This window comes from Streptomyces clavuligerus (genome assembly GCF_005519465.1).
In the GTDB taxonomy this organism is placed as follows: domain Bacteria; phylum Actinomycetota; class Actinomycetes; order Streptomycetales; family Streptomycetaceae; genus Streptomyces; species Streptomyces clavuligerus.
Map to the genome: position 1 here is coordinate 5,426,579 of NZ_CP027858.1, position 24,393 is coordinate 5,450,971.

Below are 24,393 nucleotides of genomic sequence, written 5' to 3' on the forward strand. Positions count from 1 at the left end.
GCGCAGTCCCCCTCGACCGCTGGTGTCCACTGTCGGGCATCCGGTTCCGGAAATTTTACCTTGGTCGACCAAGTGAATGCGCTACAGTGGCTCGCGGCGCACATGATTGGCCGACCACATAATTATTTGGTCGACCACTTATCCTTGGAGATCCCATGCCCACCGCGTTCGACACCTTCGACCTCGCCGGCGTCCCGCTCACGAACCGCATCGCCATGGCCCCCATGACCCGCAGCCGCGCCCACGGCCCCGGCCTCACCCCGACCGCCGAGACCGTCCGCTACTACGCCCAGCGCGCCGGGGCGGGGCTGATCGTCACCGAGGGCATCCAGCCGTCCGTCACCGGACAGGGCTACCCCCACACCCCCGGTCTGCACAGCGCCGAGCAGATCGCGGCCTGGCGCACGGTCACCGACGCCGTCCACGAGCGGGGCGGAAGGATCTTCGCCCAGCTCATGCACACCGGCCGCACCGGCCACCCGTCGCTCTTCCCGGACGGCCGCGCGAGCGTGGCCCCGTCCGCGGTCACCGCCGCGGGACAGCTCTACACCGGCGAGGGCATGAAGGACTTCACCGAGCCGCACGCCCTGACCGCCGAGGAGATCCCCGGGGTGATCGAGGAGTTCGCCCAGGCCGCGGCGAACGCCGTCGAGGCCGGTTTCGACGGGGTGGAGCTGCATGGCGCGAACGGCTATCTCATCAGCCAGTTCCTCGCCTCCAACACCAATCTGCGCACCGATGGGTGGGGCGGTTCCACCGAGGGCCGCATCCGCTTCGCCGTGGAGGTGACCCGGGCCGTCGCGGCCCGGATCGGCGGGCACCGCACCGCCATCCGGATCTCCCCGGCCAATACGTTCAACGACATCTCGGAGAGCGACCCGCACACGCTCTACCCCGCCCTCGTCCGGGAGCTGGAACCGCTGGACCTGGCCTATCTCCACATCACCGAGACATCGGCCGAGGCCCGGGAGATCACCCGGGCGCTGCGCGCGCAGTACGGCGGGACCGTCGTGCTCAACCCGGTCACCGAGGGGCCGACCGACCACCGGGCGCTCCCGCTGATCGAGGAGGGCCTGGCCGATCTCCTCTCCTTCGGCGCGCTCTTCCTCGCCAACCCCGACCTGCCCGCGCGGCTGCGCGGCCTCGGCCCGTACAACACCCCCGACCTGACCACCTTCTACGGCGGGGGCGGGACGGGGTACACCGACTACCCCGCGCTGGAGACGACGGCCGTCTGACCCCCGGCCACCGGGCCGCCGGACGCGGCGGGGCCGGGACACACGGGGGTGGTCCCGGCCCCACCGCCGCCCACCGGGCGCGCGGTCCGCGCGGCAGCGGCCCGACGGGGTCAGCGCACCGGTGTGAAGTCCCGCGCGCCGATGAACTCCGGCCGGGGCGCCGGAGCCGCGTACGGCCCTACGGCCGCGTTCTCCACACTGTTGAAGACGATGAACACATTGCTCCGGGGGAACGGGGTGATGTTGTCCCCCGAACCGTGCATGCAGTTGCAGTCGAACCAGGTCGCCGACCCCGCCCGCCCGGTGAGCAGCCGGATGCCGTGCGCGTCGGCGAGCCGGGTCAGGGCGGCGTCCGACGGGGTGCCCACCTGCTGCATCCGCAGCGAGGTCCGGTAGTTCTCCTCGGGTGTGGCCCCCGCGCACCCCAGGAAGGTCCGGTGCGACCCGGGCATGATCATCAGCCCGCCGTTGGTGTCGTGGTTCTCGGTGAGCGCGATGGAGACGGAGACCGCGCGCATCCCGGGCAGCCCGTCCTCCGCGTGCCAGGTCTCGAAGTCCGAGTGCCAGTAGAAGCCGGAGGCGCCGAAGCCGGGCTTCACATTGATCCGGGACTGATGGACATAGACGTCCGAGCCGAGGATCTGCCGGGCCCGCCCCACCACCCGCTCGTCGCGGACCAGGGCGGCGAACACCTCGCTGATCCGGTGCACCTCGAAGATCGAGCGCACCTCACGGGAGTTCGGCTCCACGATCGCGCGCTCGTCGGCGCGCACGGCGGGATCGGCGACCAGCCGCTCCAGCTCGGACCGGTACAGGGCGACCTCGGCGTCCGAGATCATGTCCGCGACGGGGAGGAAACCGTCCCGCTCGTACGCCAGCAGTTCAGCGGCGGTCGCCGGGCCTGGGGCGCCCGGGGCCGACCAGACCACCGGGTCCCGGCGGGGGACGGCCGCCTCCCGCGCGCCGCGGGTCGGGTAGGCATCGGCCGGTACGGAAGCGGTCATGATCATCCCTCCTCGGTCCGGGAGTCCTCCCAGGCCGAAGGGTCCGGGGGAGGGTAGGCGCCGTTCTCGTCGTGGTCCTCCCGGCCGGTGACCGGCGGGTTGAAGACACAGACACAGCGGAAGTCGGTCTTCGGGCGGAGCGTGTGGCGCTCGTGCCCGTCCAGGAGATACATCGTTCCCGGCTCGATCCAGTGGGTCTCGCCGGTCTCCTCGTCGGTCAGCTCGGCCTCGCCCGCCACACACAGGACGGCCTCGACGTGGTGCGCGTACCACATCGACGTCTGTGTCCCGGCGTAGAGCACGGTCTCGTGGAACGAGAAACCCGCCTTCTCCCGGGCGAGGACGAGCCGTTTGCTCTCCCAGGTGCCCGACGCGGACCTCACATGGCGCTCGGTGTTCTCGATGTCCTTCAGCGATCGGACGATCACGGGTGCACGGCCTTTCTGGCTACGGGTACTTTCTGCTGCTTGTGGCTGCTGACGGCTGCTGACGGCTGCTTGCGGTCGCTTGCGGTCGCTTGCGGTCGCTTGCGGTTGCTGGTGGCGGTGTCAGGCGGTCTCGCGGACGGAACGGGCCAGGACGCGCAGCCCCTCGTCCAGCTCCTCGGGGGTGATCGTCAGCGGCGGCAGCAGCTTCACCACCTCGCCGCGCGGCCCGGAGGTCTCCAGCAGCAGCCCCCGTTCGAAGGCGCGGGAGCAGACCGCTCCGGCCCGCCGGGGGTCGGTGAACTCCAGCCCCCACACCAGGCCCCGGCCCCGGAAGCACACTCCCGGATCGCCGCTCTCCGCCGCGATCGCGAGCAGCGCCTCCTGGACCTGTTCGCCCCGGACGAGGGTCTGCTTCTCCATCTGCCCGTCCGCCCAGTAGGTGTCGAGCGCGGCGGCGGCGGTGACGAAGGCCGGGTTGTGGCCCCGGAAGGTGCCGTTGTGCTCGCCGGGCTCCCAGATGTCCAGCTCCGGCTTGAACAGACAGAGCGACATGGGCAGTCCGTAGCCGCTGATGGACTTGGACAGGGTGACGATGTCCGGGGTGATGCCCGCCTCCTCGAAGGAGAAGAAGCCGCCGGTCCGGCCGCACCCCATCTGGATGTCGTCCACGATCAGCAGCATGTCCCGGCGTTCGCACAGCGACTGGAGCGCGCGCAGCCACTCGGCGCGGGCGACGTTGATCCCGCCCTCGCCCTGGACCGTCTCCACGATCACGGCGGCGGGCTGGTTGAGGCCGGAACCGCGGTCCTCCAGCAGCCGTTCGAACCAGAGGAAGTCCGGCACGGTGCCGTCGAAGTAGTGGTCGAACGGCATCGGGGTGCCGTGCACCAGCGGAATCCCGGCCCCCGCCCGTTTGAAGGCGTTGCCGGTGACGGCGAGCGAGCCCAGCGACATGCCGTGGAAGGCGTTGGTGAACGAGACCACCGACTCCCGGCCCTTGACCTTGCGGGCCAGCTTGAGCGCCGCCTCCACGGCGTTGGTCCCCGTCGGCCCGGGGAACATCACCTTGTACGGCAGATCGCGCGGACGCAGCACGATGTTCTGGAAGGACTCCAGGAAGGCCCGCTTGGCGGTGGTGGCCATGTCCAGGCCGTGGACGATGCCGTCGCGCTCGATGTAGTCGAGGAGGGCCCGTTTCAGGACTGGGTTGTTGTGGCCGTAGTTGAGCGATCCCGCCCCGGCGAAGAAGTCGAGATAGCTGTGGCCGTCCTCGTCGTGGACGCGGCAGCCCCGGGCATGGTCGAAGACGGCGGGCCAGCCGCGGCAGTAGCTGCGGACCTCGGACTCCAGGGTCTCGAAGACGCTCAGGGCGGGCGGGGTGATGGTCACGGCGGTCTCCTGAGGGGGTGGTCGGTCGTGCGGAGCGAACAGAGGGAGCGGAGAGGGAGCGCAGAGGGCGGGGAGGGCTGAGGGAACGGGGGGCCGGGGGAACGGGGGCCGAGCGGGCGGGGTCTCAGTCCCGGAAGGGGCCCATCCGGTACAGCACCTCGGGCTGGTGCGCCGGGGTGCCTGCCGCCCCGTCCGGCTCCCGGGGGAACAGCGGCCCGTCGAAGAGCACTTCGCGTTCGAGCCGGACCCCGTGGCGCCGCGCGTACGAGGTGAAGAGCCGGTCGGACGCGGTGTTGTCGGGGGTGACGGTCGCCTCGACCTCGCGCACCCCCTGCCCGGCGGTCACCCGGGCGGTCAGTGTGTCGAGCAGGGTCCCGGCCAGCCCCCGCCCCCGGTGCGCGCGGTCGACGGCGATCTGCCAGACCACCAGCGCATGTGGCCGACCGGGCCGGAGATAGCCGGTGACGAAGGCGATCGGCGCGCCCGCCGCGTCCCGCGCCACCAGCGAGGTGGCGGCGAAGTCCCGGCACCAGAGCAGATAGCTGTAGGGGGAGTTGAGGTCCAGGGTCCGGGTGTCCCGGGCGAGCCGCCAGAGCGCCGCCCCGTCCGTCACCCGCGGGCTCTCGACCGTGGTGAATTCCCCGGTGCTTCCGGTGCTTCCGGCGTTCTCGGTGAATCCGCTGCTTTCGGTGCGGTCGGCTTGGGGGCGAGGTTCTTGCACGGTGGTCATGACCTCGCAACTTACCGATCGGAAAGGGAATATTCCTGGTCGTGAACGCTTGGACCGATGGTCGGCCCGTGTTATCGCGCGGGCGTGAATCCCTGGCCGGCAGCTCAGAAGTATGGAGGCTTTTGTCCGGCATATATACCGCAAAAAGGGCGCGATGTGGGGTCGGTCACATCCGTTCGGATCTTGTTGGAATCTTTGCGTTTACCGCTCGAAAGGCGGGGAAAAAGAGGGAAAGAAAAATACGGGCAGCCGCCAGAAAAGCGACTGCCCGTATGGATTGACTTCTCAGGAAAGCGGCGGACCGGAAAGCGGTGGGCCAGAAAGAGACGGACCGCGAAGAGGCGGACCGGAAAGCGGTCAGGCCCAGACCTCGGAGACCGCGCGGCCCGCCGCCACCGGGTCCACCGTCGCGCCCGCCTCGGCGAGGGCGACCCCCAGGGCCGCCAGCGAGGAGCGCACCGCGCCCCGGGTGGCGTCCACCCCGTAGTGGTTGACCCGGATCATCTCCTTGGCGAGCGCCCCGCCGCCCGCGATCAGCGGCAGCGAGGGGTCCGCCGCCAGCGCCTTCGTCACCAGCGCGGAGGCGTCCATCCCGGCGGGCGCGCGCAGCGTGGTGGCCACCGGGGCGGCGTCCTTCGCCTCGTACACATACGGCTCAAGACCGCCGCCGAGGGCCAGCGCCCCCGCCCGGGTCGCCGCCGCCGCGTGCGCGTGCCGCTCCATGACGGCCGTCAGCCCCTCCGACTCGATCCGCTCGACGCACGCCTCCAGCGCCAGCATCTCCAACTGGGCGGGGGCGTGCAGCAGCGCCGTGCGACCGCCGTCGATCCACCGCTCCTTCCAGTCGAGCAGCGAGAGGTACGAGCGCCGGGGCGCGGCCGGGTTGGCCGCGAACCGCTCCCAGGCGCGGGGGCTCACCGACACCGCCGACACACCCGCCGGGCCGCCCATCGCCTTCTGGGCGCCGATCACGCACAGGTCCACGCCCCACGCGTCCGGCAGCAGCGGCTCGGCGGCCACCGAGGCCACCGCGTCCAGCATGAACAGGGCCCCGTGGCGGCGGACCGCCTCACCGATCTCCGCGACCGGGTTGGTGTTGCCGGTGGCGGCCTCCGCGTGCACCAGCGAGACGAAGTCGATCTCGGGGTGGGCCGCGAGCGCCCGCTCCACCTGCTCGGCGGTGACCGCCGTGTGGAAGGGGACCTCCAGATCGACGACCCGGGCGCCGCAGTCGCGCAGCCAGTTGCCGAAGGTCTGGCCGTACGGGCCGGTCACGACGTTCAGCGCGGTCGACCCGGCGCGGGCCCCGGAGCGGATGCAGCCCTCCAGCGGCAGCAGCGCCTCACCCTGGGTGATCACCACGTCCTGCTCCGTGTCGAGCAGGGCGGCGACCCGCGCCGCGATGCGCGCGAAGTGCTCGGCGGTGAGCGGGGGCAGGTCCAGAAGCGGATGAGTCACGGCGGTGCCTTCTTCGGAATTGAGTGCGCTCGACCGGCCTTGTCCGGTCTCCGGGACGAGAGTAGCCGCCCGTCCGCACCCGGCCCCGGCCTCCCCGGCCCGGGCCCGGGCGCCCCCGGGGCGGTCCCGCCCCGTGTGGCTGCTCGTACAGTGCGGGCATGAGCGATCGCGTGGAACTGCATGTGAAGGGGCGGGTGCTCGTCGGCCCGGAGGAGGTGCGGGACGAACTGTGGGTCGTCGGCGGCCGGATCACCTACCGGCGCCCGGCCGGCGCCGACACGGCGCCCACGGTCACCGGCTGGGCGCTGCCCGGCCTGGTCGACGCCCACTGCCATGTGGGACTCGACGCGCACGGCCCGGTGGACGACGCCACCAGCGAGCGGCAGGCGCGCTTCGACCGGGACGCGGGCACGCTGCTGATCCGGGACGCGGGCTCGCCCTCCGACACCCGCTGGATCGACGACCGCGAGGACCTGCCGAAGATCATCCGCGCGGGCCGGCACATCGCCCGCACCCGCCGCTACATCCGCAACTACGCCCATGAGATCGAACCGGACGACCTGGTCGCGTATGTGGCCCGGGAGGCGCGGCGCGGCGACGGCTGGGTGAAGCTCGTCGGCGACTGGATCGACCGGGAGGTGGGGGACCTCACCGCCTGCTGGCCGCGCGGCGCGGTCGAGGCGGCCATCGCCGAGGCCCACCGGCTGGGCGCCCGGGTCACCGCGCACTGCTTCGCCGAGGACTCCCTGCGGGACCTGGTGGAGGCGGGCATCGACTGCGTCGAGCACGCCACCGGACTCACCGAGGACACCATTCCGCTCTTCGCCGAACGCGGGGTCGCGATCGTGCCCACCCTGGTCAACATCGCCACCTTCCCGGCCCTCGCGGACGGCGGCGAGGCCAAGTTCCCCGCCTGGTCGGCCCATATGCGCCGACTGCACGCGCGGCGCCACGACACCGTCCGCTCCGCGTACGACGCGGGCATCCCGGTCTTCGTCGGCACCGACGCGGGCGGCTCGCTGCCCCACGGCCTGGTCGCCGCCGAGGTGGCCGAACTCGTCACGGCGGGCCTTCCGCCGCTCGCGGCGCTCTCGGCCACCACCTGGGGCGCCCGCGCCTGGCTCGGCAGGCCGGGCCTGGACGAGGGCGCCCCCGCCGACCTGGTGGTCTACGAGGAAGATCCGCGCGCCGACGTCCGGGTACTGGCCGCCCCGCTGCGGATCGTCCTGCGCGGCAGGGTGGTCGGCTGAGCCCGTCCGGTGCCGGGTGCCGCCGCGCTCGCCGGCCGGTCGGGCCGGGTCCGTACGACGGCGCGTGCCGCCGCACCGGTCGACGCCGCGCCCGCCCCGCCGGCCGGGCCCGGCCGGCCAGGTGCGCCGCCGCACCGGTCCGGCCCGGTCGGTATGTGTGCCGCCGCACCGGCCGGGTTCGGCCGAACGCGGTTGACGGCGCGTGACGCCGTGCCGGTCCGGGTCGTTGACCACACGGTGCTCAGCCCCCTCGGCCGGGGCCGGTGGGAACAGCCGTACCGCAGGATTCGAACGCGGACTCGGAAACCACCCGTTGGGATGAACTGACGCCAGGTGTCTGTCAGTTCACTCTCAGTGCGTAAGTATTCCGGTGTCCCTGTCGCCGCCTCCCGGGTCCTCTCCCGTCGGCGGGCGACGTCATGACTTCTGTGGGGGTTCCACCAACCGTGAACAGCAACACCTTCCGCATGCCCGCACGCCGCTGCGCCGCCGCCACGGCCGCCGTCGCGCTGCTCGCGGGGCCCGTGGCCCTGGCCGGTCCGGCTGCGGCCACCGGGAGCGGGGCCCAGGGGCGGGCGAGCGCGGTCGTCCTCCGCGCCGGACTCGATGTCTCGCTGCTCGACAAGACCGTCCAGGTGCCGGTGAACACCTCGCTCAACGAGGTCACCGCACCCGCGTCGGCCTCCCGCACCGCGCTCACCGTACGGCTCGACGGGGTCGACGGGGGCCGTCCCGTCCAGCTCGCCCGCGCGGACGTGGCCACCGCGCGCGCCACCACGGAACAGGGGCGGACCGAGGGGTACGCCCGGCTCGCGGGGGCCCGGGTGCAGCTTCCGGGGCTGCCGCTGATCCCGCTCGTCGAGATCGGGAAGGCCACCTCCCGGGCCGTCTGCGCCGCGGGGGCGCGGCCGGTGGCCGAGTCGGTCCTGCTGGGCCCGGTGAAGGTGCTCGGCAAGGAGGTCACCCTCACCGCGGCGGGGACCACCCGGGTCACCGCGGCGGGCGTCGGCGAGGTCACCCTCGACCTGGCCCGCAAGCAGATCGCCTCCACCACCGCGGCGGCCACGGCGCTGGAGCTGAGGGTCGCGGTCAACCCGCTCAAGCTGAACGTCGCCGAGGTGAACGGCACCGTCACCCTCGCCAAGGCGACCTGCGAGGCGCCCCGGGCGGCCGTGAAGCCCCCGGCGGAGCAGCCCACCGAGCAGCCCACGGAACGGCCCACGGAACAGCCCACCGGCCCGGCGAAGCCCGAGACCCCCCAGAAGCCGGGCATCGAGCCGCAGGGGCCGAACGAGAACCTCGCCGAGACCGGCGGCACCTCCGCGACCGCCTATATCGCGGGCGGCGCCGCCGTGCTGCTGGCCCTGGGCGGCGGAACCGTCCTGGTGGCCCGCAACCGCGCCCGGGCCCGTGCCCGGGGCTGACCCGCGGTCGGCGGCGGCCGAGTGAGGAACACGGCCCCGGAGCGGCTCCCACCCGCCCCGGGGCCGTGCCGTGCTCAGCCGCAGACCATGGCGAGTGCCTGGTCCAGCGCCTGGAGGAAACGGTTGGTCGTGACCCGGTCCCGGACCGCTATCCGCAGCCAGTCGGGACCCAGCCCCGGGAACGTGTCGCCGCGCCGCACCGCGAACCCCAGCAGCCGCAGCCGCTCCCGCACCCGGGCGCCCTCCCGCACATGCGCCAGGACGAACGACGCCTCCGCGGTCGCCACCACCCGGACCTCGTCGAACTCGGAGAGACCGGCGAGGAGATGGGCACGCTCCACCGCGATCTGCCGGGCGGCCTGCTCGGCCTCCTTCAGCGCGGCGGGGGTCATGCACGCCTCCGCCGCCGCCAGCGCCGGTGTCGACACCGGCCACAGCGGCTGGGCCCGTTCCAGGGTCCGGATCAGCTCCGGATCGGCCAGCACATAGCCGATCCGCAGCCCCGCGAGCCCCCAGGTCTTGGTGAGGCTCCGCAGCACCACCAGACCCGGTACGTCGGTACGTTCCGCCAGGGACTCCGCCTCGTCCGGCACGGAGTCCATGAACGCCTCGTCCACGACCAGGACCCGGCCGGGCCTGGCCAGCGCGGCGACATCCGCGGCGGGATGCAGCACCGACGTGGGGTTGGTGGGGTTCCCGACCACGACCAGGTCCGCCTCCTCCGGAACGGAGTCGGGGTCGAGCCGGAAGCCCTGCTCCTCCCGCAGCAGCAGCCGGTCCACGGTGTGGCCCGCGTCCCGCAGCGCCGCCTCGGGCTCGGTGAACTGCGGATGCACCACCAGCGGATGGCGGACCGGCAGCGCCCGCGCCAGCAGGACGAACGCCTCCGCCGCGCCCGCCGTCAGCAGCACCCGCTCGGCGGCGACACCGTGCCGGGCCGCGACGGCCCCGCGCGCGGCCCGCCCGTCGGGGTAGGCCGCCAGGGAACGCAGGGAGCCCGCGATGCACTCGCGCAGCCACTCGGGGGGAGTGCCCGTACGGACGTTGACCGCGAGATCGGTCAGCAGGGCACCGGAGTCGCGTATCTCGGCGTCGCCGTGGTGGCGCAGGTCGTGGGGGCCGTCAGTGTGCGTATACATGTGCGTGGCGCCCGTGCTGGTGCGGACCGGCGACCCGGCCGGACCGGGGTCCGTCGGGCCGTCCGGGTCGGTCGGGTCGGACGGGGCCGGGATGCCCGGCGGGACCGGTGGGCACCACGGGCCGCGCGGGGGACGTGCCGCAGCTGCCGGGGGTTGTCCGCGGCAGGGAGGCGGATCGTCTCTTCACGGGGACGGCGGGTGCGCCGTCCGGTCTCGCCGTGCCGCTGCGGGTGGCATGGCCGACGTTCATCAGCGTTCTCCTAGGGGGGTGGGGGACAGAAGCGAGGACGAAGGGGGCGGAAACGGTCACGGGGAAGAGGCCGTCGAAGAGCGGAACGGATCGGCGCTCCGCCCGGCGTGGGCGCCCGGGGTACCGGACGGCCGGGGAGTACGCCATGGGACGGGCGGGGCGCGTCCTCCTCGCCCCGGTGCCCTGGCCCGTGTGATGCCCGCACGGGTCCCGGGAATCACCGGTACCCGGTCCGCACCCGGGTGCGCCGGAGCGGTTCCGGCCGTGCCGGGGACGGTGCCGGGCCCGCCGCCCGCCCGCGCACCCCCCGCACCGCCGCGGCCCGGCGGCGGCCGGACACGGGGACGGCGGGAGGGGGTACGGGGGTCCGTGCGGCGGACGGACCCCCCGGCGGTGGGCCGGAGAACCGGGCGGATACCCGGAGACGGACGCGGGTCGGACGGCCGCCGCCCGCGCGGCTCCGGGCACGGGCAGCACGGAGCCGACCCCACCGCTCAGCGGAAGGGCCCCCGCGCGCCGCGCGGCTCCGGGCGTGGGGGCGCGCGGAATCACGCCTGCCACCGATAGCCGCGCGGGGTCGCCGCAGGACCGGCGATGGCGAGGGTGGCTGAGTTGCCGACCGTCACGACGGACATCATGTCCACCCGTGCGGCATCCACTCCGGCCAGGGTGGTCACACGGCTTGATTCATCCGTTCGAGACTCGTTCCATACGATTTTCACCGGCGTCCGAGATCCCCACCGCTGGGTGAACCACGCCAGAATCGCGCCAAGTCGCTGGCTTTCTCCCTGCTCACCACTGTTGAGCAGGGTCACGGCCGCCCCGGAGTCCACTCGGTCCCCCAGCCGCTCCCGCAGAAGCTCCCATGGCGGAAAACCATCGCAGAGACCGACCCAGACCTCCGCTGCCGGAACCCTCCCGGACGGCGGCGGACCCAAGCCGGGACGGCGGACGACCGCGCAGGTGGCACGGGCCGCCCGGCCCCGGGGGCGGGACACCCGCTTGGGGACGAGGAGTTCCCCGCCCGCCGCCAGCGCGGCGGCCTCCGCGACCGAGGCCGTGCCCAGGGCCCGCAGCACCCGCTCCGACGGATGGGGCACCCGGACCCGGGCGAGCCGGTCGGCGCCGTGGGCCACCACGGGCACGGCCAGCCGCCGGGCCGCCGCCACGACCCCCGGCTCCGCCGCCCTCGCGGCGACCGTGGCCAGCTCCGCGAGGCTCAGCACCGAGAGCCCGGCCGCCCCGAGCGCCGCCGTCACCAGCTCCACGATCTCGTCCGCGTCCACCCCGCGCGCCGCGCCCACCCCGGCCACCAGCGACGGCGGACGCAGCACCGCGTCCCGGCGGCCGAAGGGGACGACACGGTCCGTGACCCGGGGTGCTCCGGGGTCCCTGTGCGCTGGCATGGACGGTGCCCGGCCTCTCTGCGGGAAGTGCGGTCGACGGGGAGGGGTTCCGACGGCGGACGGCGGACGGCGGACGGCGGACGGCGGGTGCGCGGACAGCGGGGCGGATGGCGGACGAGGGGCGCGCGGGCGCGCCGAACGGGTGATTCAGGCGGATTCGGGCGGCTCTTCACCGTGTGGCCGGTCAGCGGCGGACGAATCCGCTACAAAGGCGCATGGCGGTGTTTGTCGCGCTCGGCGCGTTGGTGATGACGCTGGTCGGCGGTTGGACGGCGCAGCGCGTCACCGACCGCAGGCATCTCGTGCTCGGTCTGGCGGGCGGGCTGATGCTCGGCGTCGTCGGTCTCGATCTCCTGCCCGAGGCACTGGAGGCGGCCGGCACCCGAGTCTTCGGCGTTCCGCAGGCGCTGCTGCTCTTCGTGGGCGGCTTTCTGCTGGCCCATATGGTCGAGCGGCTGCTGGCGGTGCGCCAGGCGGCGCACGGCGCCGCCGAGGAGCGGGTGCCCCAGGTGGGGCTGACGGCCGCCGCGGCCATGGTCGGCCACAGCCTGCTCGACGGTGTCGCGATCGGCGCCGCCTTCCAGGTGGGGGAGGCCATGGGGCTCACGGTGGCGCTGGCCGTCATCGCCCATGACTTCGCGGACGGCTTCAACACGTACACGCTCACCAGCCTGTACGGGAACACCCGGACGAAGGCGGTCGCGATGCTGGTGGCGGACGCGTGCGCCCCGGTGGTCGGGGCCGCGTCCACCCTGCTGGTGACGATCCCGCCGGAGGCGCTCGGCAGCTACCTCGGCTTCTTCGGCGGGGCGCTGCTCTATCTCGCGGCGGCGGAGATCCTGCCGGAGGCCCATCACACCCACCCGGCCCGCTCGACCCTGCTCTGCACGGCGGCGGGCGCGGGCTTCATCTGGCTGGTGGTCGGCGTCTCCTCTGACTGAGGGCCGGGCCGGGGCGCCCGCCGGGCCACGGGCTCCGAGGGCGCTGAGGAAACGATTCTTCCGGGGGTGTGCGCCCAGGCCACCCCCGGGTGCCCGGCTGCGGGGACCGCGGACCGGACGCCCCGGACTCCGTGTGTCACCACGGGCCCGGCCGCGCGCACCGGTCCACGAACCGGCGGGCCACCCCCGGCTCCGCGGCCCAGTGCGTGTGCAGATAGCTGGCGTGCACCCCCTGCCGGACGAAACCCTCGACCCGCCGTTCGGGGCGGTGCATGCCCCACGCGGGCGCGGGCCCGGCCCCGGGCTCGATCACCGTCCGGTGGAACTCGTGCCCCCGCATCCGGGTTCCGGCGGGCGCGAGACAGCTGTCGGTGAGCGCCACGGCCTCCCGGTAGCCGAGGGTGAGCCGCTTCTCCATCCGCGCGTCCGCCTCCAGCACCCCGCACATGGGCAGCCCGTCCAGCGAGCGCGCCAGATAGAGCAGCCCCGCGCACTCCGCCGCCACCGCTCCGCCCGCCAGGGCGAACGCGGCGACCTCGGCCCGCAGCTCCTTGTTGGCGGACAGCTCCGGCGCGTACACCTCGGGGAAGCCGCCGCCGATGACGATCCCCGCCGTGCCCTCGGGCAGCCGTTCGTCCCGCAGCGGATCGAAGGTGACGACCTCGGCGCCGCACGCGGCGAGGAGCTCCGGGTGCTCGGCGTAGGAGAAGGTGAACGCGGGCCCCCCGGCCACCGCGACCACCGGCCGCCCCCCGGCCACCGGCCGTTCCCCGCTCCCCGGCGGTCGCCCGGCCGCCACGGCGGCCGGGCTACCGCCGGGGCTCTGCGGGCTCTGCGGGCTCCAGGCCGGGCCGACCGGCCCGGGGGCGGAGCGCGCGAGCGCGAGCAGCGCCTCCAGATCGCAGCCCTCGCGCACCAGCTCCGCCATCGCGGCCACCGACCCGACCGCGTCCGCCGTCCGCTCGGCCACCGGCACCAGACCCAGATGGCGCGAGGGCGTCGCCACCGCCGCCCGGCGCCGCACCACACCCAGCACCGGCATGCCCACCTCCTCCAGAGCCTGGCGCAGCAGCAGCTCATGACGGTCGGTCGCCACCTTGTTGAGGATCACCCCGCCGATCCGGACCTCCGGGTCGAACGAGACGAAGCCGTGCACCAGCGCCGCCACCGAACGGGACTGCGAGGACGCGTCCACGACCAGCACCACCGGCGCCCGCAGCACCTTCGCGAGCTGCGCCGTGGACGCCAGCTCACCCGCGCCCGACGCGCCGTCGAACATCCCCATGACGCCCTCGACCACGGCCAGGTCGCACCCGGCGGCGCCATGGGCGAACAGCGGCGCCATCAGCTCCGTACCGCACAGATACGCGTCGAGATTGCGCCCGGGGCGCCCGGTGGCGAGCGCGTGGTACCCCGGGTCGATGTAGTCGGGGCCCACCTTGTGCGGGGAGACCTTCAGCCCCGTCGCGGCGAAGGCGGCCATCAGGCCCGTCGCCACCGTGGTCTTGCCGCTGCCGGACGCGGGCGCGGCGATGACGAGTCGTGCTACCACTCGATGCCCCGCTGGCCCTTCTGCCCGGTGTCCATCGGGTGCTTCACCTTGGTCATGTCGGTCACCAGATCGGCGAAGTCCACCAGCTCGGCCGGGGCGTTGCGGCCGGTGATCACGACATGCTGGTTCCCCGGGCGGTCCCGCAGCACGGAGATCACCTCGGCGGTGTCCACCCACCCCCAGTGCAGGGGATAGGCGAACTCGTCGAGGACGTAGAGCTGATAGGTCTCGGCGGCCAGATCCCGCTTGACCTGCTCCCAGCCCTCCCGGGCCGCGTCCTCGTTGCTGAACTGCGCGTCCCGCTGCACCCAGGACCAGCCGGAGCCCATCTTGAACCAGTCCACCCGGCCGCCCTCACCGGACGCGCCCAGCACCCGGAGGGCGTTCTCCTCGCCGACCTTCCACTTGGCGGACTTGACGAACTGGAACACCCCGATGGGCCAGCCCTGGTTCCAGGCGCGCAGCGCCAGCCCGAAGGCGGCCGTCGACTTGCCCTTGCCGGTGCCCGTGTGGACGAACACCAGCGGACGGTTGCGGCGCTGACGTGTGGTGAGCCCGTCCTCGGGGACGACGGACGGCTTTCCCTGTGGCATTACGCGACCCTTCTCTCGGCGCGGTCGGCGGACGTGGACGCGGATGCGGATGCGGACGCGGTGCGGCCCGGGAGCCCGGTGTCGCGGTGCGGCCGGGCGGCGGGCGCGGCCCGGCCGCCCGTGGACGCGGCACGGGCGCCGTGCACCAGCCCGGTGATGGCGTCCGCGCGCAGCTCGTCCAGGGTGACGGCCGTGCCGCGCAGCTCCGTGGCCAGCTCGCCCGCGAGCCCCAGCCGCACCGGGCCCGACTCGCAGTCCACCACGATCGCGGCGGTGCCCTCGGCGGCGTGCAGCCGTGCCGCGCGGGCCGCGAGCCCGAGCGGATCCGGTCCGCCCGTCGCCCGGCCGTCCGTGACCACCACGAGCAGCGCCCGGCGCGAGGGGTCGCGCATCCGCTCCACCCGCAGCACGTCATGGGCCTTCAGCAGCCCGGCGGCCAGCGGGGTGCGCCCGCCGGTGGGCAGCCGCTCCAGCCGGGCCGCCGCCGCGTCCACCGACGAGGTCGGCGGCAGCGCCACCTCCGCCTCCCGGCCCCGGAAGGTGACCAGACCGACCTTGTCCCGGCGCTGATACGCGTCGAGGAGCAGCGACAGCACCGCGCCCTTGACCGCGCTCATCCGCCGCCGGGCCGCCATCGAACCGGAGGCGTCCACCACGAAGAGCACCAGATTGGACTCGCGGCCCTCCCGGGCGGCCTGCCGCAGATCGTCCCGCCGCACCACGAGCCCGGGGCCGCCGCGCCCGCGCGCCCGCTGGTGCGGGGCGGCGGCCCGTACCGTCGCCGCCAGATGCAGCCGGGTCAGCGCGCCCCGGGGCCGCCGGGACCCGGTCGTCCGCCCGTGCTCGGAGCGGGAACGGGACCTGCGGCCCGCCGCGCCCTCGCCGATGCCGGGGACGCTCAGCGTCCGGGCACGGAAGGGCTCGGCCGCCGCCACGGGCCGCTGCTCGCGTCCACCGCCGCCCGCCACCGCTCCGCTCTCCTCGCCGTCGGCGCCGCCGCCGTCGGCGCCGCCGCCGGCGGGCCGCTCCGGCTCCGGGGCCTCCTGCCGCTGCTCCGGTCCGCCCTGCGGAGGCACCCCGCCGCCGCCCCCGCCGGGGCCGCCGTCACCCGGACCGTCCCCATCGGGATCGGGGTCGGGATCGGGGTCGTCCTGCGGCTCCTGCGGCTCCTGCGAGTCCTGCGACTCCTCTGACTCCTGCGGGCCGAACTCGTCCAGCGTCCGGTCGAGCTTCTCCTCGTCCAGGCCGGGCGCGTCGAACGGATTGCGCCGCCGCCGGTGGGGGAGCGCCAGCAGCGCGGCCTGCCGGACATCCTCGGGGAGCACGTCCGTGCGCCCCGCCCAGGCGGCCAGCGCGGTCGCGGTCCGCGCCATCACGATGTCCGCGCGCATCCCGTCCACCTCGAACGCGGCGCAGGTCGCGGCGATCTGCCGCAGCACCGCGTCCCCCAGCACCACCCGGGGCAGCAGCTCCCGCGCGGCCGTGATCCGGCCCCGCAACTCCTCCTCGGCACCGGCCCAGCGCTCGGCGAACGCCGCCGGGTCGTCCTCGTACGCGATCCGCCGCCGCACCACCTCGACCCGCTGATCGGGCTCCCGGGAGGCCGCGACCTCGACGGTCAGCCCGAACCGGTCCAGGAGCTGCGGGCGCAGCTCGCCCTCCTCCGGGTTCATCGTCCCCACCAGCAGAAAACGCGCCGCGTGCCGGACGGATACCCCTTCGCGCTCCACATGGGACGCCCCCATCGCGGCGGCGTCCAGGAGGACGTCCACGAGATGGTCGTGGAGCAGATTGACCTCGTCGACATAGAGGATGCCCCGGTGCGCGTCGGCCAGCAGACCCGGCTCGAACGCCTTCACGCCCTCCGCGAGCGCCCGTTCGATGTCCAGCGCGCCCACCAGCCGGTCCTCGGAGGCGCCGACGGGCAGCTCCACCATCCGCGCGGGCCGTGCCCCGGCCCCGTCGGCCGCGCCGTGCGGACCGTCCGGACAGAGCGGGTCGGGCCCGGCGGGGTCGCAGGAGAACCGGCACGCCGCCACCGTCTCCACCGGCGGCAGCAGCGCCGCCAGGGCCCGTACGGCGGTGGACTTGGCCGTTCCCTTCTCGCCGCGCACCAGCACCCCGCCGACCCGTGGGGAGACGGCGTTCAGCAGCAGTGCCAGCCGCAGATCGTCCTGGCCGACGACGGCGGTGAACGGGTACGGGGTGCTCATGCGGTCTCCTCGACCAGTTCGGGCGCTCCGGGCGCGACAAAGGGAAGTCCGGCGGGCGCGCCCTGCTCGATCAGCCGCAGCAGCGCGTCCGTGTCCGTGTGTTCTTCGATCAGATCGCCGAGCCGGTCGAGCTGTTCCTCGCGCAGCGCGTCGAACGAGGTGTCCGGCGCGGGGACGAAACGCCGCCCCGCGTCCGCCGCGACCCGCCGCAGGAACTCCCGGCGGAAGCCGTCGCTCTCCAGCGAGCCGTGCCAGTGGGTGCCCCACACCGCGCCGACCCGGCAGCCGTCCAGGAAGGGTTCGCCGCCCAGGACGTCGGCGACACCGTGATGGATCTCGTACCCCTCCACCCGCTCACCGAGCGCGGTGCCCACCGGCCGGGCCAGCGTCTTGCCGGCGTGGAAGCGCACCCGTACGGGCAGCAGCCCCAGACCGGGCACGGACCCGGCGCGGGACTCGATCCCGTCCTCGATGTGCTCGCCCAGGAGCTGGAACCCGCCGCAGATGCCGAGCACGGGACGGCCCGCGGCGGCCCGGCGGGCCAGCTCCCGGGCGAGTCCGCGCTCCCGCAGCCACCGCAGGGCGCCGACGGTGCCCCGGGTGCCGGGGACGACGACCAGATCGGCGTCGGCCAGCTCCTCCGGGCGGTCGACGAAGCGGACGACGACGCCCGGCTCGGCGGCCAGCGCGTCGACGTCGGTGAAGTTCGACATCAGCGGCACCGCGCAGACCGCGACCCGGAGCACGTCCTCGCCCGCCGGCGGGGTCGGCCGGGACTCGCGGACCGCGCCCCGCAGCGAGACCCGGAGCCCGTCCTCCTCGTCGATGCCGAGGCCGTGCGCGTACGGCAGCACCCCGTACGTCGGCCGCCCGGTCAGCCCCCGGAGCATGTCGAGCCCCGGTTCGAGGAGGGACACGTCGCCGCGGAACTTGTTGACGAGATAGCCGGAGACCAGCCGCTGGTCCTCGGCCGTGAGCAGGGCCGTGGTGCCGAAGAACGAGGCGAAGACGCCGCCCCGGTCGATGTCGCCGACGACGAGCACCGGCAGTTGCGCGGCCCGGGCGACGCCCATGTTCACGATGTCCGTACGCCGCAGATTGATCTCGGCGGGGCTGCCCGCGCCCTCGCAGATCACCGCGTCATGGGTGGCGCGCAACTCCTCCAGGCACTCCATGACGGTGCCGAACAGGGCCTCCCGGCCGCCCCCGCGCAGCGGTCCGGGGGAGTCCCCGGGGGCCTGGGGGGAGCCGAAGTAGCCCCGGGCGCCCATCTCGCCCACCGGGCGGCCCAGCAGCACGACCTGGCTGGTGCGGTCCCCGCCGGGCTTGAGCAGGACCGGGTTCATCAGCGCGGTCGGCTCCACCCGGGCGGCCCGCGCCTGCATCGCCTGCGCCCGGCCGATCTCCGCGCCGTCCCGGGTCACATAGGAGTTGAGCGACATGTTCTGCCCCTTGAAGGGGGCCACCTTCAGCCCCTGGCGCACCAGCCAGCGGCAGATCCCCGCGGTGACGACGCTCTTGCCCGCGTCGGACGTGGTGCCCGCGACGAGCAGTCCGCCTCCGGTCATCGTGTCCCTCCCCGTCCCCCGCGCGCTGTCCGCAGCATGTGTCCGGCGGCGAGCCGCCCCACCGCGCTGACCCCCAGCGCCAGCAGCCCCACCCGCCGGGAGAGCCGGGCCGCGCGCTCGATGTCCGCGATCTCCACCGGGCGGCCCGCGCCGCCGTTGAGCACCGGGCGGTGCTCCACCCGCCCGCCGTACGCGAGGGTCCCGCCGAGCCGTACGCCGAGGGCGCCCGCGAAGGCCGCCTCGACCGGTCCGGCGTTGGGGCTGGGGTGCCGGTGGGCGTCGGCCCGCCAGGCCCGTACGGCGCCCTTCGGGTCGTCGCCCGCGAGCACCGCGAGGGCGGCCGTCAGCCGGGCCCCCGGCCAGCCCGCGAGATCGTCCAGCCGGGCCGAGGCCCAGCCGAAGCGCTGGTAGCGGGGGGAGCGGTGGCCGACCATCGCGTCCAGGGTGTTGACCGCGCGGAACGCGGCGAGTCCGGGCACACCCCCGAGCGCGCCCCACACCAGCGCGCCGACGACGGCGTCGGAGGTGTTCTCGGCCACGGACTCCACCACGGCGCGGGCCATCCCCCGCTCGTCCAGGGCCTGCGGATCACGGCCGCACAGATGCGGCAGCCGCGCCCGGGCGCGTTCGGTGTCCCCTTCGGCCAGCGCGGCACCGATGGTCCCGGCCTCCCGGCCCAGGGTGGTGCCGCCGACGACGGACCAGGTCACGGCGGCGGTCAGCGCCAGCGAGAGCGCCGGGCTGCGGCGCGCGCCCCGGGCCAGCAGCGCGGCGCCCGCGGCGGTGCCCCCGGCGCAGACGGCGGTGTGCAGGGCGCCCCAGCCGCGGTGGTCGCGCCAGAGCACCCGCTCGACGGCCCCGGCGGCCCGCCCGAAGGCGGCGACGGGGTGGCCCCGGCGGGGGTCGCCCAGCAGCAGATCGGCGGCGATGCCCGCGGCGGCGCCGCAGACGAAGATCCGTTCGGCCCGCACCGGCTCAGCCACCGGTTCCGGGGGCGCACGAGAGGGCCGCCGGGGCGACGGGGGTGGGGTCGGGGCCGGGCATGGCGATATGTCCTCACTCAGGGTGTCCGCGCCCTGGTTCGACGTGATCGGCGGCGAGAGTTCCTGGCTTCCGGGGGTTCCCGGTGACAGTGGCGGGACCGCGCCGGATTCGCACCGGCTTCCTCTGCTGCCGCCCATTGGCCCCGGCAGTCCACCACGCTGTGAGAACAGCCGTCAACCTGCCGTTGACCTGCGACGGCGGGGTGCGCGGGCACACGGAAGGGCCGGGCGTCCCTGGGGGATGCCCGGCCCTTTTCGTTCGGCTGTCGCGCCGCTCGTCAGGTGACGATCAGGTAGATCCCGAAGCTGACCGCGACGGCGCAGAGCGCGAAGCAGAGGTAGGCGCTGGTGCGGGCGAGGACGGCCGAGCCGCCCTGCGCGGAGGCGATCTCCTGCTTGCTGAGGCCGACGAGACCGAGGACGAAGAGGCCCGCGATGGTCACGGTGGCCAGGAGGCTCACGCCGAAGACGGAGCCGAGGGCTACCCAGTCGATGTTCATGCTGATCTTGTCCTTACACCGCGGCCGGGCTGGCCGGGCCGGAGTCGGGGGCGGTGGCCGGGGTGGCCGGGGTCTTCTGGAACCCGTCCTGACCGGTGACGACACCGGCGGGCGGCGGGGTGACGGCGGCCATGGCGGTGGTGACCACACCGGGAGCGTCCGTCTCCTCGGCGGTCTCGGCCTCGTTCACGTTGGTGTGGTCGACGACCTGGCGGCGGGAGTAGACCCAGATCGCGACGGAGGAGCCGATCAGGAAGGCGAGGACGACACCGACGCCCCAGGGGCCCTGCTTGGTGACCAGCTCGGAGAGGGCGGCGACCAGACCGGCGGCCGGCAGGGTCAGACCCCAGGCGACGAACATCCGGGTGGCGGTGGACCAGCGGACCACACCGCCCTTGCGGCCGAGGCCCGAGCCCATGACGGCGCCGGAGCAGGAGTGGGTGGTGGAGAGCGAGAAGCCCAGGTTCGAGGAGGCCAGGATGACGCTCGCGGCGCTGGTCTGGGCGGCGAAGCCCTGCTGCGGCTGGAGGTCGGTCAGGCCCTTGCCCATGGTGCGGATGATGCGCCAGCCACCGAGGTAGGTGCCGAGGGCGATCGCGACACCGGCGGAGACGATGACCCACATGGGCGGGTTGGAGCCGGGGGCGAGGACATCGCCGGCGACCAGGGCCAGCGTGATGATGCCCATCGTCTTCTGGGCGTCGTTGGTGCCGTGGGCGAGCGAGACCAGGCCGGCCGAGGCGATCTGCCCCGCGCGGTAGCCCTTGGCGCTGGTCTTGTCGTCGATGTTCTTGCCGAGCTTGTAGGTCAGCTTCGCGGCGAGGTAACCGCCGATACCGGCCACCAGGGGGGCCGCGAGGGCGGGGATCAGCACCTTGGTGACGACGGTGCCGCCGTTGACGCCGCTGATGCCGACCGAGGCTATGGTCGCGCCGATCAGACCGCCCATGAGGGCGTGCGAGGAGCTGGACGGCAGGCCGACCAGCCACGTCAGGAGATTCCAGAGGATGGCGCCGACGAGCGCCGCGAAGATCACTTCTGGTGTGATGCCTGACTCGTCGACCATGCCGCTGGAGATCGTCTTGGCGACCTCCACGGACATGAACGCGCCGACGAGGTTGAGCACGGCGGACATGGCCACCGCGGCTTTGGGCTTCATCGCGCCGGTCGAGATGGTCGTCGCCATCGCGTTGGCGGTGTCGTGGAAACCGTTCGTGAAATCGAACACGAGAGCCGTCACGATCACAATCGCGAGCAGCAGCGTGATGTGTTCCATTTACCCAGGCAATCTTTGGACGTCAGTGGCTCGGCGAACGTAGGTAACCTGAGTGAACGGAAGGTGAACTCAGGCGGGCATCCCGGTTGATCCAACTGAGGATCATGGTTCCGCTTCCGTTCTCGGGGGGCTGGATGGGCCTCTGTGACGGGATGGACGCCGATCAAAGTGGCTTTCATCACCTTTTCCAAGGATCTGACCGCTTTGCCGGGTGAGCCGTTTCGCGTCTCCCGATGGTCGCCCTCTGTAGTCGGGCGCCCGATGCTGACAGGATCGTTCACATGACCGATTACGTGCGGCAGGACGCGATCGACACGACCTGGCGGGCCGTGGTGGACACCGCCCGCAGGACCGCCGCCGAGGGCCTGGTGGTGGGCACATCGGGCAATGTCTCGGCCCGGCTCGGCGAACTGATCCTGGTCACCCCCAGCGGGGTGCCCTACGACCGGCTCTCCCCGGACGACGTCGTGGGCGTCGACCTCGACGGACGGCAGGTGCTCGGCACGCTCGGACCCACGAGTGAGCTGCCGCTCCATCTGGAGGTCTACCGCCACACCGGGGCGCGCGCCGTCGTCCACACCCACGCCGTGCACGCCACGGCCGTCTCCACGCTGGTGCGGGAGCTGCCCGCGATCCACTACATGACCGCCGCGCTCGGCGGGCCGGTGCGGGTGGCGGAGTACGCGCTCTACGGGACGGAGGAGCTGGCGCGGAACCTGGCGGGGGCGCTGGAGGGGCGGACGGCCGCGCTGCTGAGGAATCACGGGACGGTCGTGTACGCCGACACCCTCGACCGGGCCTACGACCACACGGCCCAGCTCGAATGGATGTGCCACCTCTGGCTCCTCGCCTCCTCCCTCCCGGGCCGCACCCCGACGCTCCTCACCTCCGCGCAGCTCGCGGAGACCGCGTCCAAACTCTCGACATACGGCCAGCCGGGCTGACCTCCGGCCCCAGAGGGGCCGCGCGCTCCCCCCGGGGCGGGACGCCGCCGTCCCGCGGGACGGCGGCGCAGGGCACTCTCCCCCCGGCGGGACGGTGCCCACTTCCCGCACCGGGCGGCCTGGCCCCTGTGACGGGACCCGAGGCCGTCCGTCTCCCACCGGGCGGGGGTGTGCCCGCTGCCGGCACCGAGACGGCCCGGCCCCGTGGTGGGGGCAGGGTCATCCCCCTGGCGGGACCCGAAGGGGCCGTCTGTCTCCCCCCGGGGCGGGGGTGTGCCCCCTGCGTGCGGGAGGGGCCTGCGGCTCCCCCTTCCCACCGGGCGGGAGTGTGCCCACGTCCCGCACCGAGTGGGCCGTCTGCCCGTGGTGGGGGGTGCAGGGTCGTCCCCGGAAGGGACCGGCGGAGAACCGCCCGCACTCTGCGTCGGACGTCCGGTCTGCCGGCCCTGAGGAGTCGAGCCCGGAGGCCCCCACATCCCGCACCAATACGGCCGACCCGAGCACAACAAGCCCGTCCGGCGATTGAGGACGGACCCGCGTCCAACGCAAGGCTGATGCGCAAGCCGACGGACCCCCGCGCGGCCCCGTTGTCGGGGGCCAGCCCCCGAACCCCCGCGCCTCAATCGTCGGCGAGGCTGAATTTCGGGCACCCCCACGAGGCTGCAACCTCAGGCCCCACACCGCCCCCCCCGGAGGGGACCACACACCCCCAAGGGGTCGACTTGCCCCCCACCCGGGGTGTCCACTGGCAGCGGACGGACCCGGCACCGACACTGGAACAGTGCGACCGGTCACCGCGGCGGCAGCGGCTGCCACCACCCTGTTGGGCCTCGGCGCAGCCACCTTCGCCGTCGGCCGCCACACCAGCGACGCCATCCTCCGCCCCACCCCCGACCGCCCCTTCCCCGGCGACCCCCGCCTCACGGTCCACGCCCTCGACGAGGACCGCGTCACCCTCAGCCGCACCCTCGCCGCGGGCCGCCCCGGCGTCTACGGGCTGCGCGGGCCCGGGGTCCACGCCGTGGTCGGCCCGGTCCTGGAGGAGGTGACCCGTTCCGCGGACACCCTCGTCCGCAGAGTGGAGCGCGTCGTCCACGGCGTCCTGGAACCGGGCGCCCGGGTCCGGCTCACCCCGCAGCTCCACCGGGGCGACCCGGCGGCAGCCCTCGGTATCGAGTACGCCGACGTCACCGTCCCCGGCGAGCTGGGCCCGCTCCCCGCGTGGTCCGTCCCCGGCGCCCGGGAGACCTGGGTCATCGCGGTCCACGGCCTGGGCACCACCCGCGAGCACCCTCTGAACCTCCTTCCGTTCCTGCACCGCCGCCGCATTCCGGTGCTGGGCGTCGGCTACCGCGGCGACCCCGACGCCCCTCGCTCCCCCGACGGCATGGGACACCTCGGCGACACCGAGTGGCGCGACCTCGACGCCGCTCTCCGCTTCGCAGTCCGGGGCGGCGCCCGCAGGGTCGTCCTGTACGGCTGGTCCACCGGCGCCACCATGGCGCTGCACACCGCCGCGGACTCCGCGCTGCGCGACCGGATCAGCGGACTGGTCCTCGACTCGCCGGTGCTCGACAAGGACGCGACCCTGCACGCCCTCGCCGCCGCCCGGCACACCCCCGCCCCGCTGGTGCCGCTCGCGGTCCGGGCGGCCCGCAGCCGGGCCGGGCTCTACGACGGCCGGCAGCTCCCGGCCCCGGTCGCGGACGCGCAGACGCTCCGGGTCCCCACGCTGATCCTCCACGGCCCGGACGACACCGTCGCCCCGTGGGAGCCCTCGCGCGAGCTGGCGGCCCGCCGCCCCGACCTGGTCGGGCTGACCACCGTCCGGGGCGCCCCGCACGCCGCCATGTGGAACGCCGACCCGGAGCGGTACGAGGAGGCGCTGCGCCGCTTCCTCACCCCCTTGATCTGACGCCCCGTCGGAACACGGGCGGCACACCGCCACCAGCACGGTCCGCGGCGACCCCCGGCGGTGTGCTCCTGCCGGCCCGTCCCGGCCCGTGCCCACCGGGTTCCGTTTGGGCTTTCGGGCCGTCAGCGGGAA

Annotated in this window: 19 protein-coding genes, 1 pseudogene and 1 riboswitch; of the genes and pseudogenes, 6 read left to right on the top strand and 14 right to left on the bottom strand. The window is 74.1% G+C overall.

Annotated features, from left to right (window positions below; translation table 11 throughout):
- Nucleotides 1-155: 155 nt before the first annotated feature.
- Entirely contained in the window at nt 156-1,238 is a 1,083-nt protein-coding gene (locus CRV15_RS22865) for an alkene reductase (protein ID WP_003960020.1), read from the top strand.
- Between the two features lie 110 nt (nt 1,239-1,348).
- On the opposite strand, the gene thpD is transcribed toward CRV15_RS22865, so the two are convergent.
- The 5 genes from thpD to CRV15_RS22890 all read right to left on the bottom strand — a co-directional run bounded on the left by thpD (nt 1,349) and on the right by CRV15_RS22890 (nt 6,247).
- Nucleotides 1,349-2,248 (bottom strand): ectoine hydroxylase, encoded by a 900-nt coding sequence (thpD, locus tag CRV15_RS22870; RefSeq protein ID WP_003960019.1) that lies wholly within the window; start codon nt 2,246-2,248, stop codon nt 1,349-1,351.
- Entirely contained in the window at nt 2,245-2,670 is a 426-nt protein-coding gene (locus tag CRV15_RS22875; RefSeq protein ID WP_003958948.1) for an ectoine synthase, read from the bottom strand. Before CRV15_RS22875 ends, thpD begins: the two co-directional genes overlap by 4 nt.
- 120 nt (nt 2,671-2,790) lie before the next feature.
- Nucleotides 2,791-4,059, bottom strand: coding sequence for a diaminobutyrate--2-oxoglutarate transaminase (gene ectB / locus CRV15_RS22880; RefSeq protein ID WP_003958949.1), 1,269 nt, complete (start codon nt 4,057-4,059; stop codon nt 2,791-2,793).
- A gap of 124 nt (nt 4,060-4,183) precedes the next feature.
- Entirely contained in the window at nt 4,184-4,789 is a 606-nt protein-coding gene (gene ectA, locus CRV15_RS22885; RefSeq protein WP_003960018.1) for a diaminobutyrate acetyltransferase, read from the bottom strand.
- A gap of 357 nt (nt 4,790-5,146) precedes the next feature.
- Nucleotides 5,147-6,247, bottom strand: a complete 1,101-nt coding sequence (locus CRV15_RS22890; RefSeq protein ID WP_003958951.1) for a pyridoxal-phosphate-dependent aminotransferase family protein — start codon at nt 6,245-6,247, stop codon at nt 5,147-5,149.
- A 158-nt stretch (nt 6,248-6,405) separates the two neighbouring features.
- Here CRV15_RS22890 and CRV15_RS22895 point away from each other — a divergent pair, with 158 nt between their 5' ends.
- Both CRV15_RS22895 and CRV15_RS22900 read left to right on the top strand, forming a co-directional pair.
- On the top strand, nt 6,406-7,497 hold the full coding sequence (locus CRV15_RS22895) for an amidohydrolase family protein (protein WP_003960017.1): 1,092 nt from the start codon (nt 6,406-6,408) through the stop codon (nt 7,495-7,497).
- A 446-nt stretch (nt 7,498-7,943) separates the two neighbouring features.
- Nucleotides 7,944-8,921: an SCO1860 family LAETG-anchored protein gene (locus CRV15_RS22900; RefSeq protein ID WP_009995742.1), complete on the top strand. Its 978-nt coding sequence runs from the start codon at nt 7,944-7,946 to the stop codon at nt 8,919-8,921.
- A gap of 74 nt (nt 8,922-8,995) precedes the next feature.
- Here the strand turns inward: CRV15_RS22900 and cobC are convergent, their stop codons facing one another.
- Together cobC and CRV15_RS37915 are read right to left on the bottom strand one after the other, a co-directional pair.
- Nucleotides 8,996-10,060, bottom strand: a complete 1,065-nt coding sequence (gene cobC, locus CRV15_RS22905) for an Rv2231c family histidinol phosphate aminotransferase CobC (protein WP_003960015.1) — start codon at nt 10,058-10,060, stop codon at nt 8,996-8,998.
- 1,182 nt (nt 10,061-11,242) lie between these two features.
- A pseudogene (locus CRV15_RS37915) lies at nt 11,243-11,686 on the bottom strand (cobalamin biosynthesis protein); the annotation flags it as partial.
- 245 nt (nt 11,687-11,931) lie between these two features.
- On the opposite strand from CRV15_RS37915, the gene CRV15_RS22915 reads away from it, so the two are divergent.
- Nucleotides 11,932-12,657, top strand: a complete 726-nt coding sequence (locus CRV15_RS22915) for a ZIP family metal transporter (protein WP_009995737.1) — start codon at nt 11,932-11,934, stop codon at nt 12,655-12,657.
- A 136-nt stretch (nt 12,658-12,793) separates the two neighbouring features.
- Here the strand turns inward: CRV15_RS22915 and CRV15_RS22920 are convergent, their stop codons facing one another.
- From CRV15_RS22920 to CRV15_RS22950, 7 genes are all read right to left on the bottom strand, one after another.
- Nucleotides 12,794-14,209, bottom strand: coding sequence for a cobyrinic acid a,c-diamide synthase CobB (locus CRV15_RS22920; RefSeq protein ID WP_003960011.1), 1,416 nt, complete (start codon nt 14,207-14,209; stop codon nt 12,794-12,796).
- The gene (gene cobO, locus CRV15_RS22925; RefSeq protein WP_003960010.1) at nt 14,203-14,802 is read right to left on the bottom strand and encodes a cob(I)yrinic acid a,c-diamide adenosyltransferase; all 600 of its coding nucleotides are present in this window, start codon (nt 14,800-14,802) and stop codon (nt 14,203-14,205) included. Before cobO ends, CRV15_RS22920 begins: the two co-directional genes overlap by 7 nt.
- Nucleotides 14,802-17,015, bottom strand: a complete 2,214-nt coding sequence (locus CRV15_RS22930) for a putative cobaltochelatase (protein ID WP_003960009.1) — start codon at nt 17,013-17,015, stop codon at nt 14,802-14,804. The genes cobO and CRV15_RS22930 overlap by 1 nt, the downstream gene beginning before the upstream one ends.
- Nucleotides 17,012-18,583, bottom strand: coding sequence for a cobyric acid synthase (locus tag CRV15_RS22935; protein ID WP_003960008.1), 1,572 nt, complete (start codon nt 18,581-18,583; stop codon nt 17,012-17,014). The genes CRV15_RS22930 and CRV15_RS22935 overlap by 4 nt, the downstream gene beginning before the upstream one ends.
- Nucleotides 18,580-19,554, bottom strand: a complete 975-nt coding sequence (locus tag CRV15_RS22940; protein ID WP_009995735.1) for a cobalamin biosynthesis protein — start codon at nt 19,552-19,554, stop codon at nt 18,580-18,582. The genes CRV15_RS22935 and CRV15_RS22940 overlap by 4 nt, the downstream gene beginning before the upstream one ends.
- A gap of 107 nt (nt 19,555-19,661) precedes the next feature.
- Nucleotides 19,662-19,797, bottom strand: a riboswitch (cobalamin riboswitch).
- 107 nt (nt 19,798-19,904) lie between these two features.
- Nucleotides 19,905-20,126, bottom strand: coding sequence for a hypothetical protein (locus CRV15_RS22945; protein WP_003960006.1), 222 nt, complete (start codon nt 20,124-20,126; stop codon nt 19,905-19,907).
- A 13-nt stretch (nt 20,127-20,139) separates the two neighbouring features.
- Nucleotides 20,140-21,402, bottom strand: a complete 1,263-nt coding sequence (locus CRV15_RS22950) for an inorganic phosphate transporter (protein ID WP_003960005.1) — start codon at nt 21,400-21,402, stop codon at nt 20,140-20,142.
- Between the two features lie 281 nt (nt 21,403-21,683).
- Here CRV15_RS22950 and CRV15_RS22955 point away from each other — a divergent pair, with 281 nt between their 5' ends.
- On the top strand, nt 21,684-22,346 hold the full coding sequence (locus CRV15_RS22955) for a class II aldolase/adducin family protein (RefSeq protein WP_009995733.1): 663 nt from the start codon (nt 21,684-21,686) through the stop codon (nt 22,344-22,346).
- 781 nt (nt 22,347-23,127) lie between these two features.
- Nucleotides 23,128-24,261 (top strand): alpha/beta hydrolase, encoded by a 1,134-nt coding sequence (locus tag CRV15_RS22960; RefSeq protein WP_003960003.1) that lies wholly within the window; start codon nt 23,128-23,130, stop codon nt 24,259-24,261.
- The last annotated feature ends 132 nt before the right edge of the window (nt 24,262-24,393 follow it).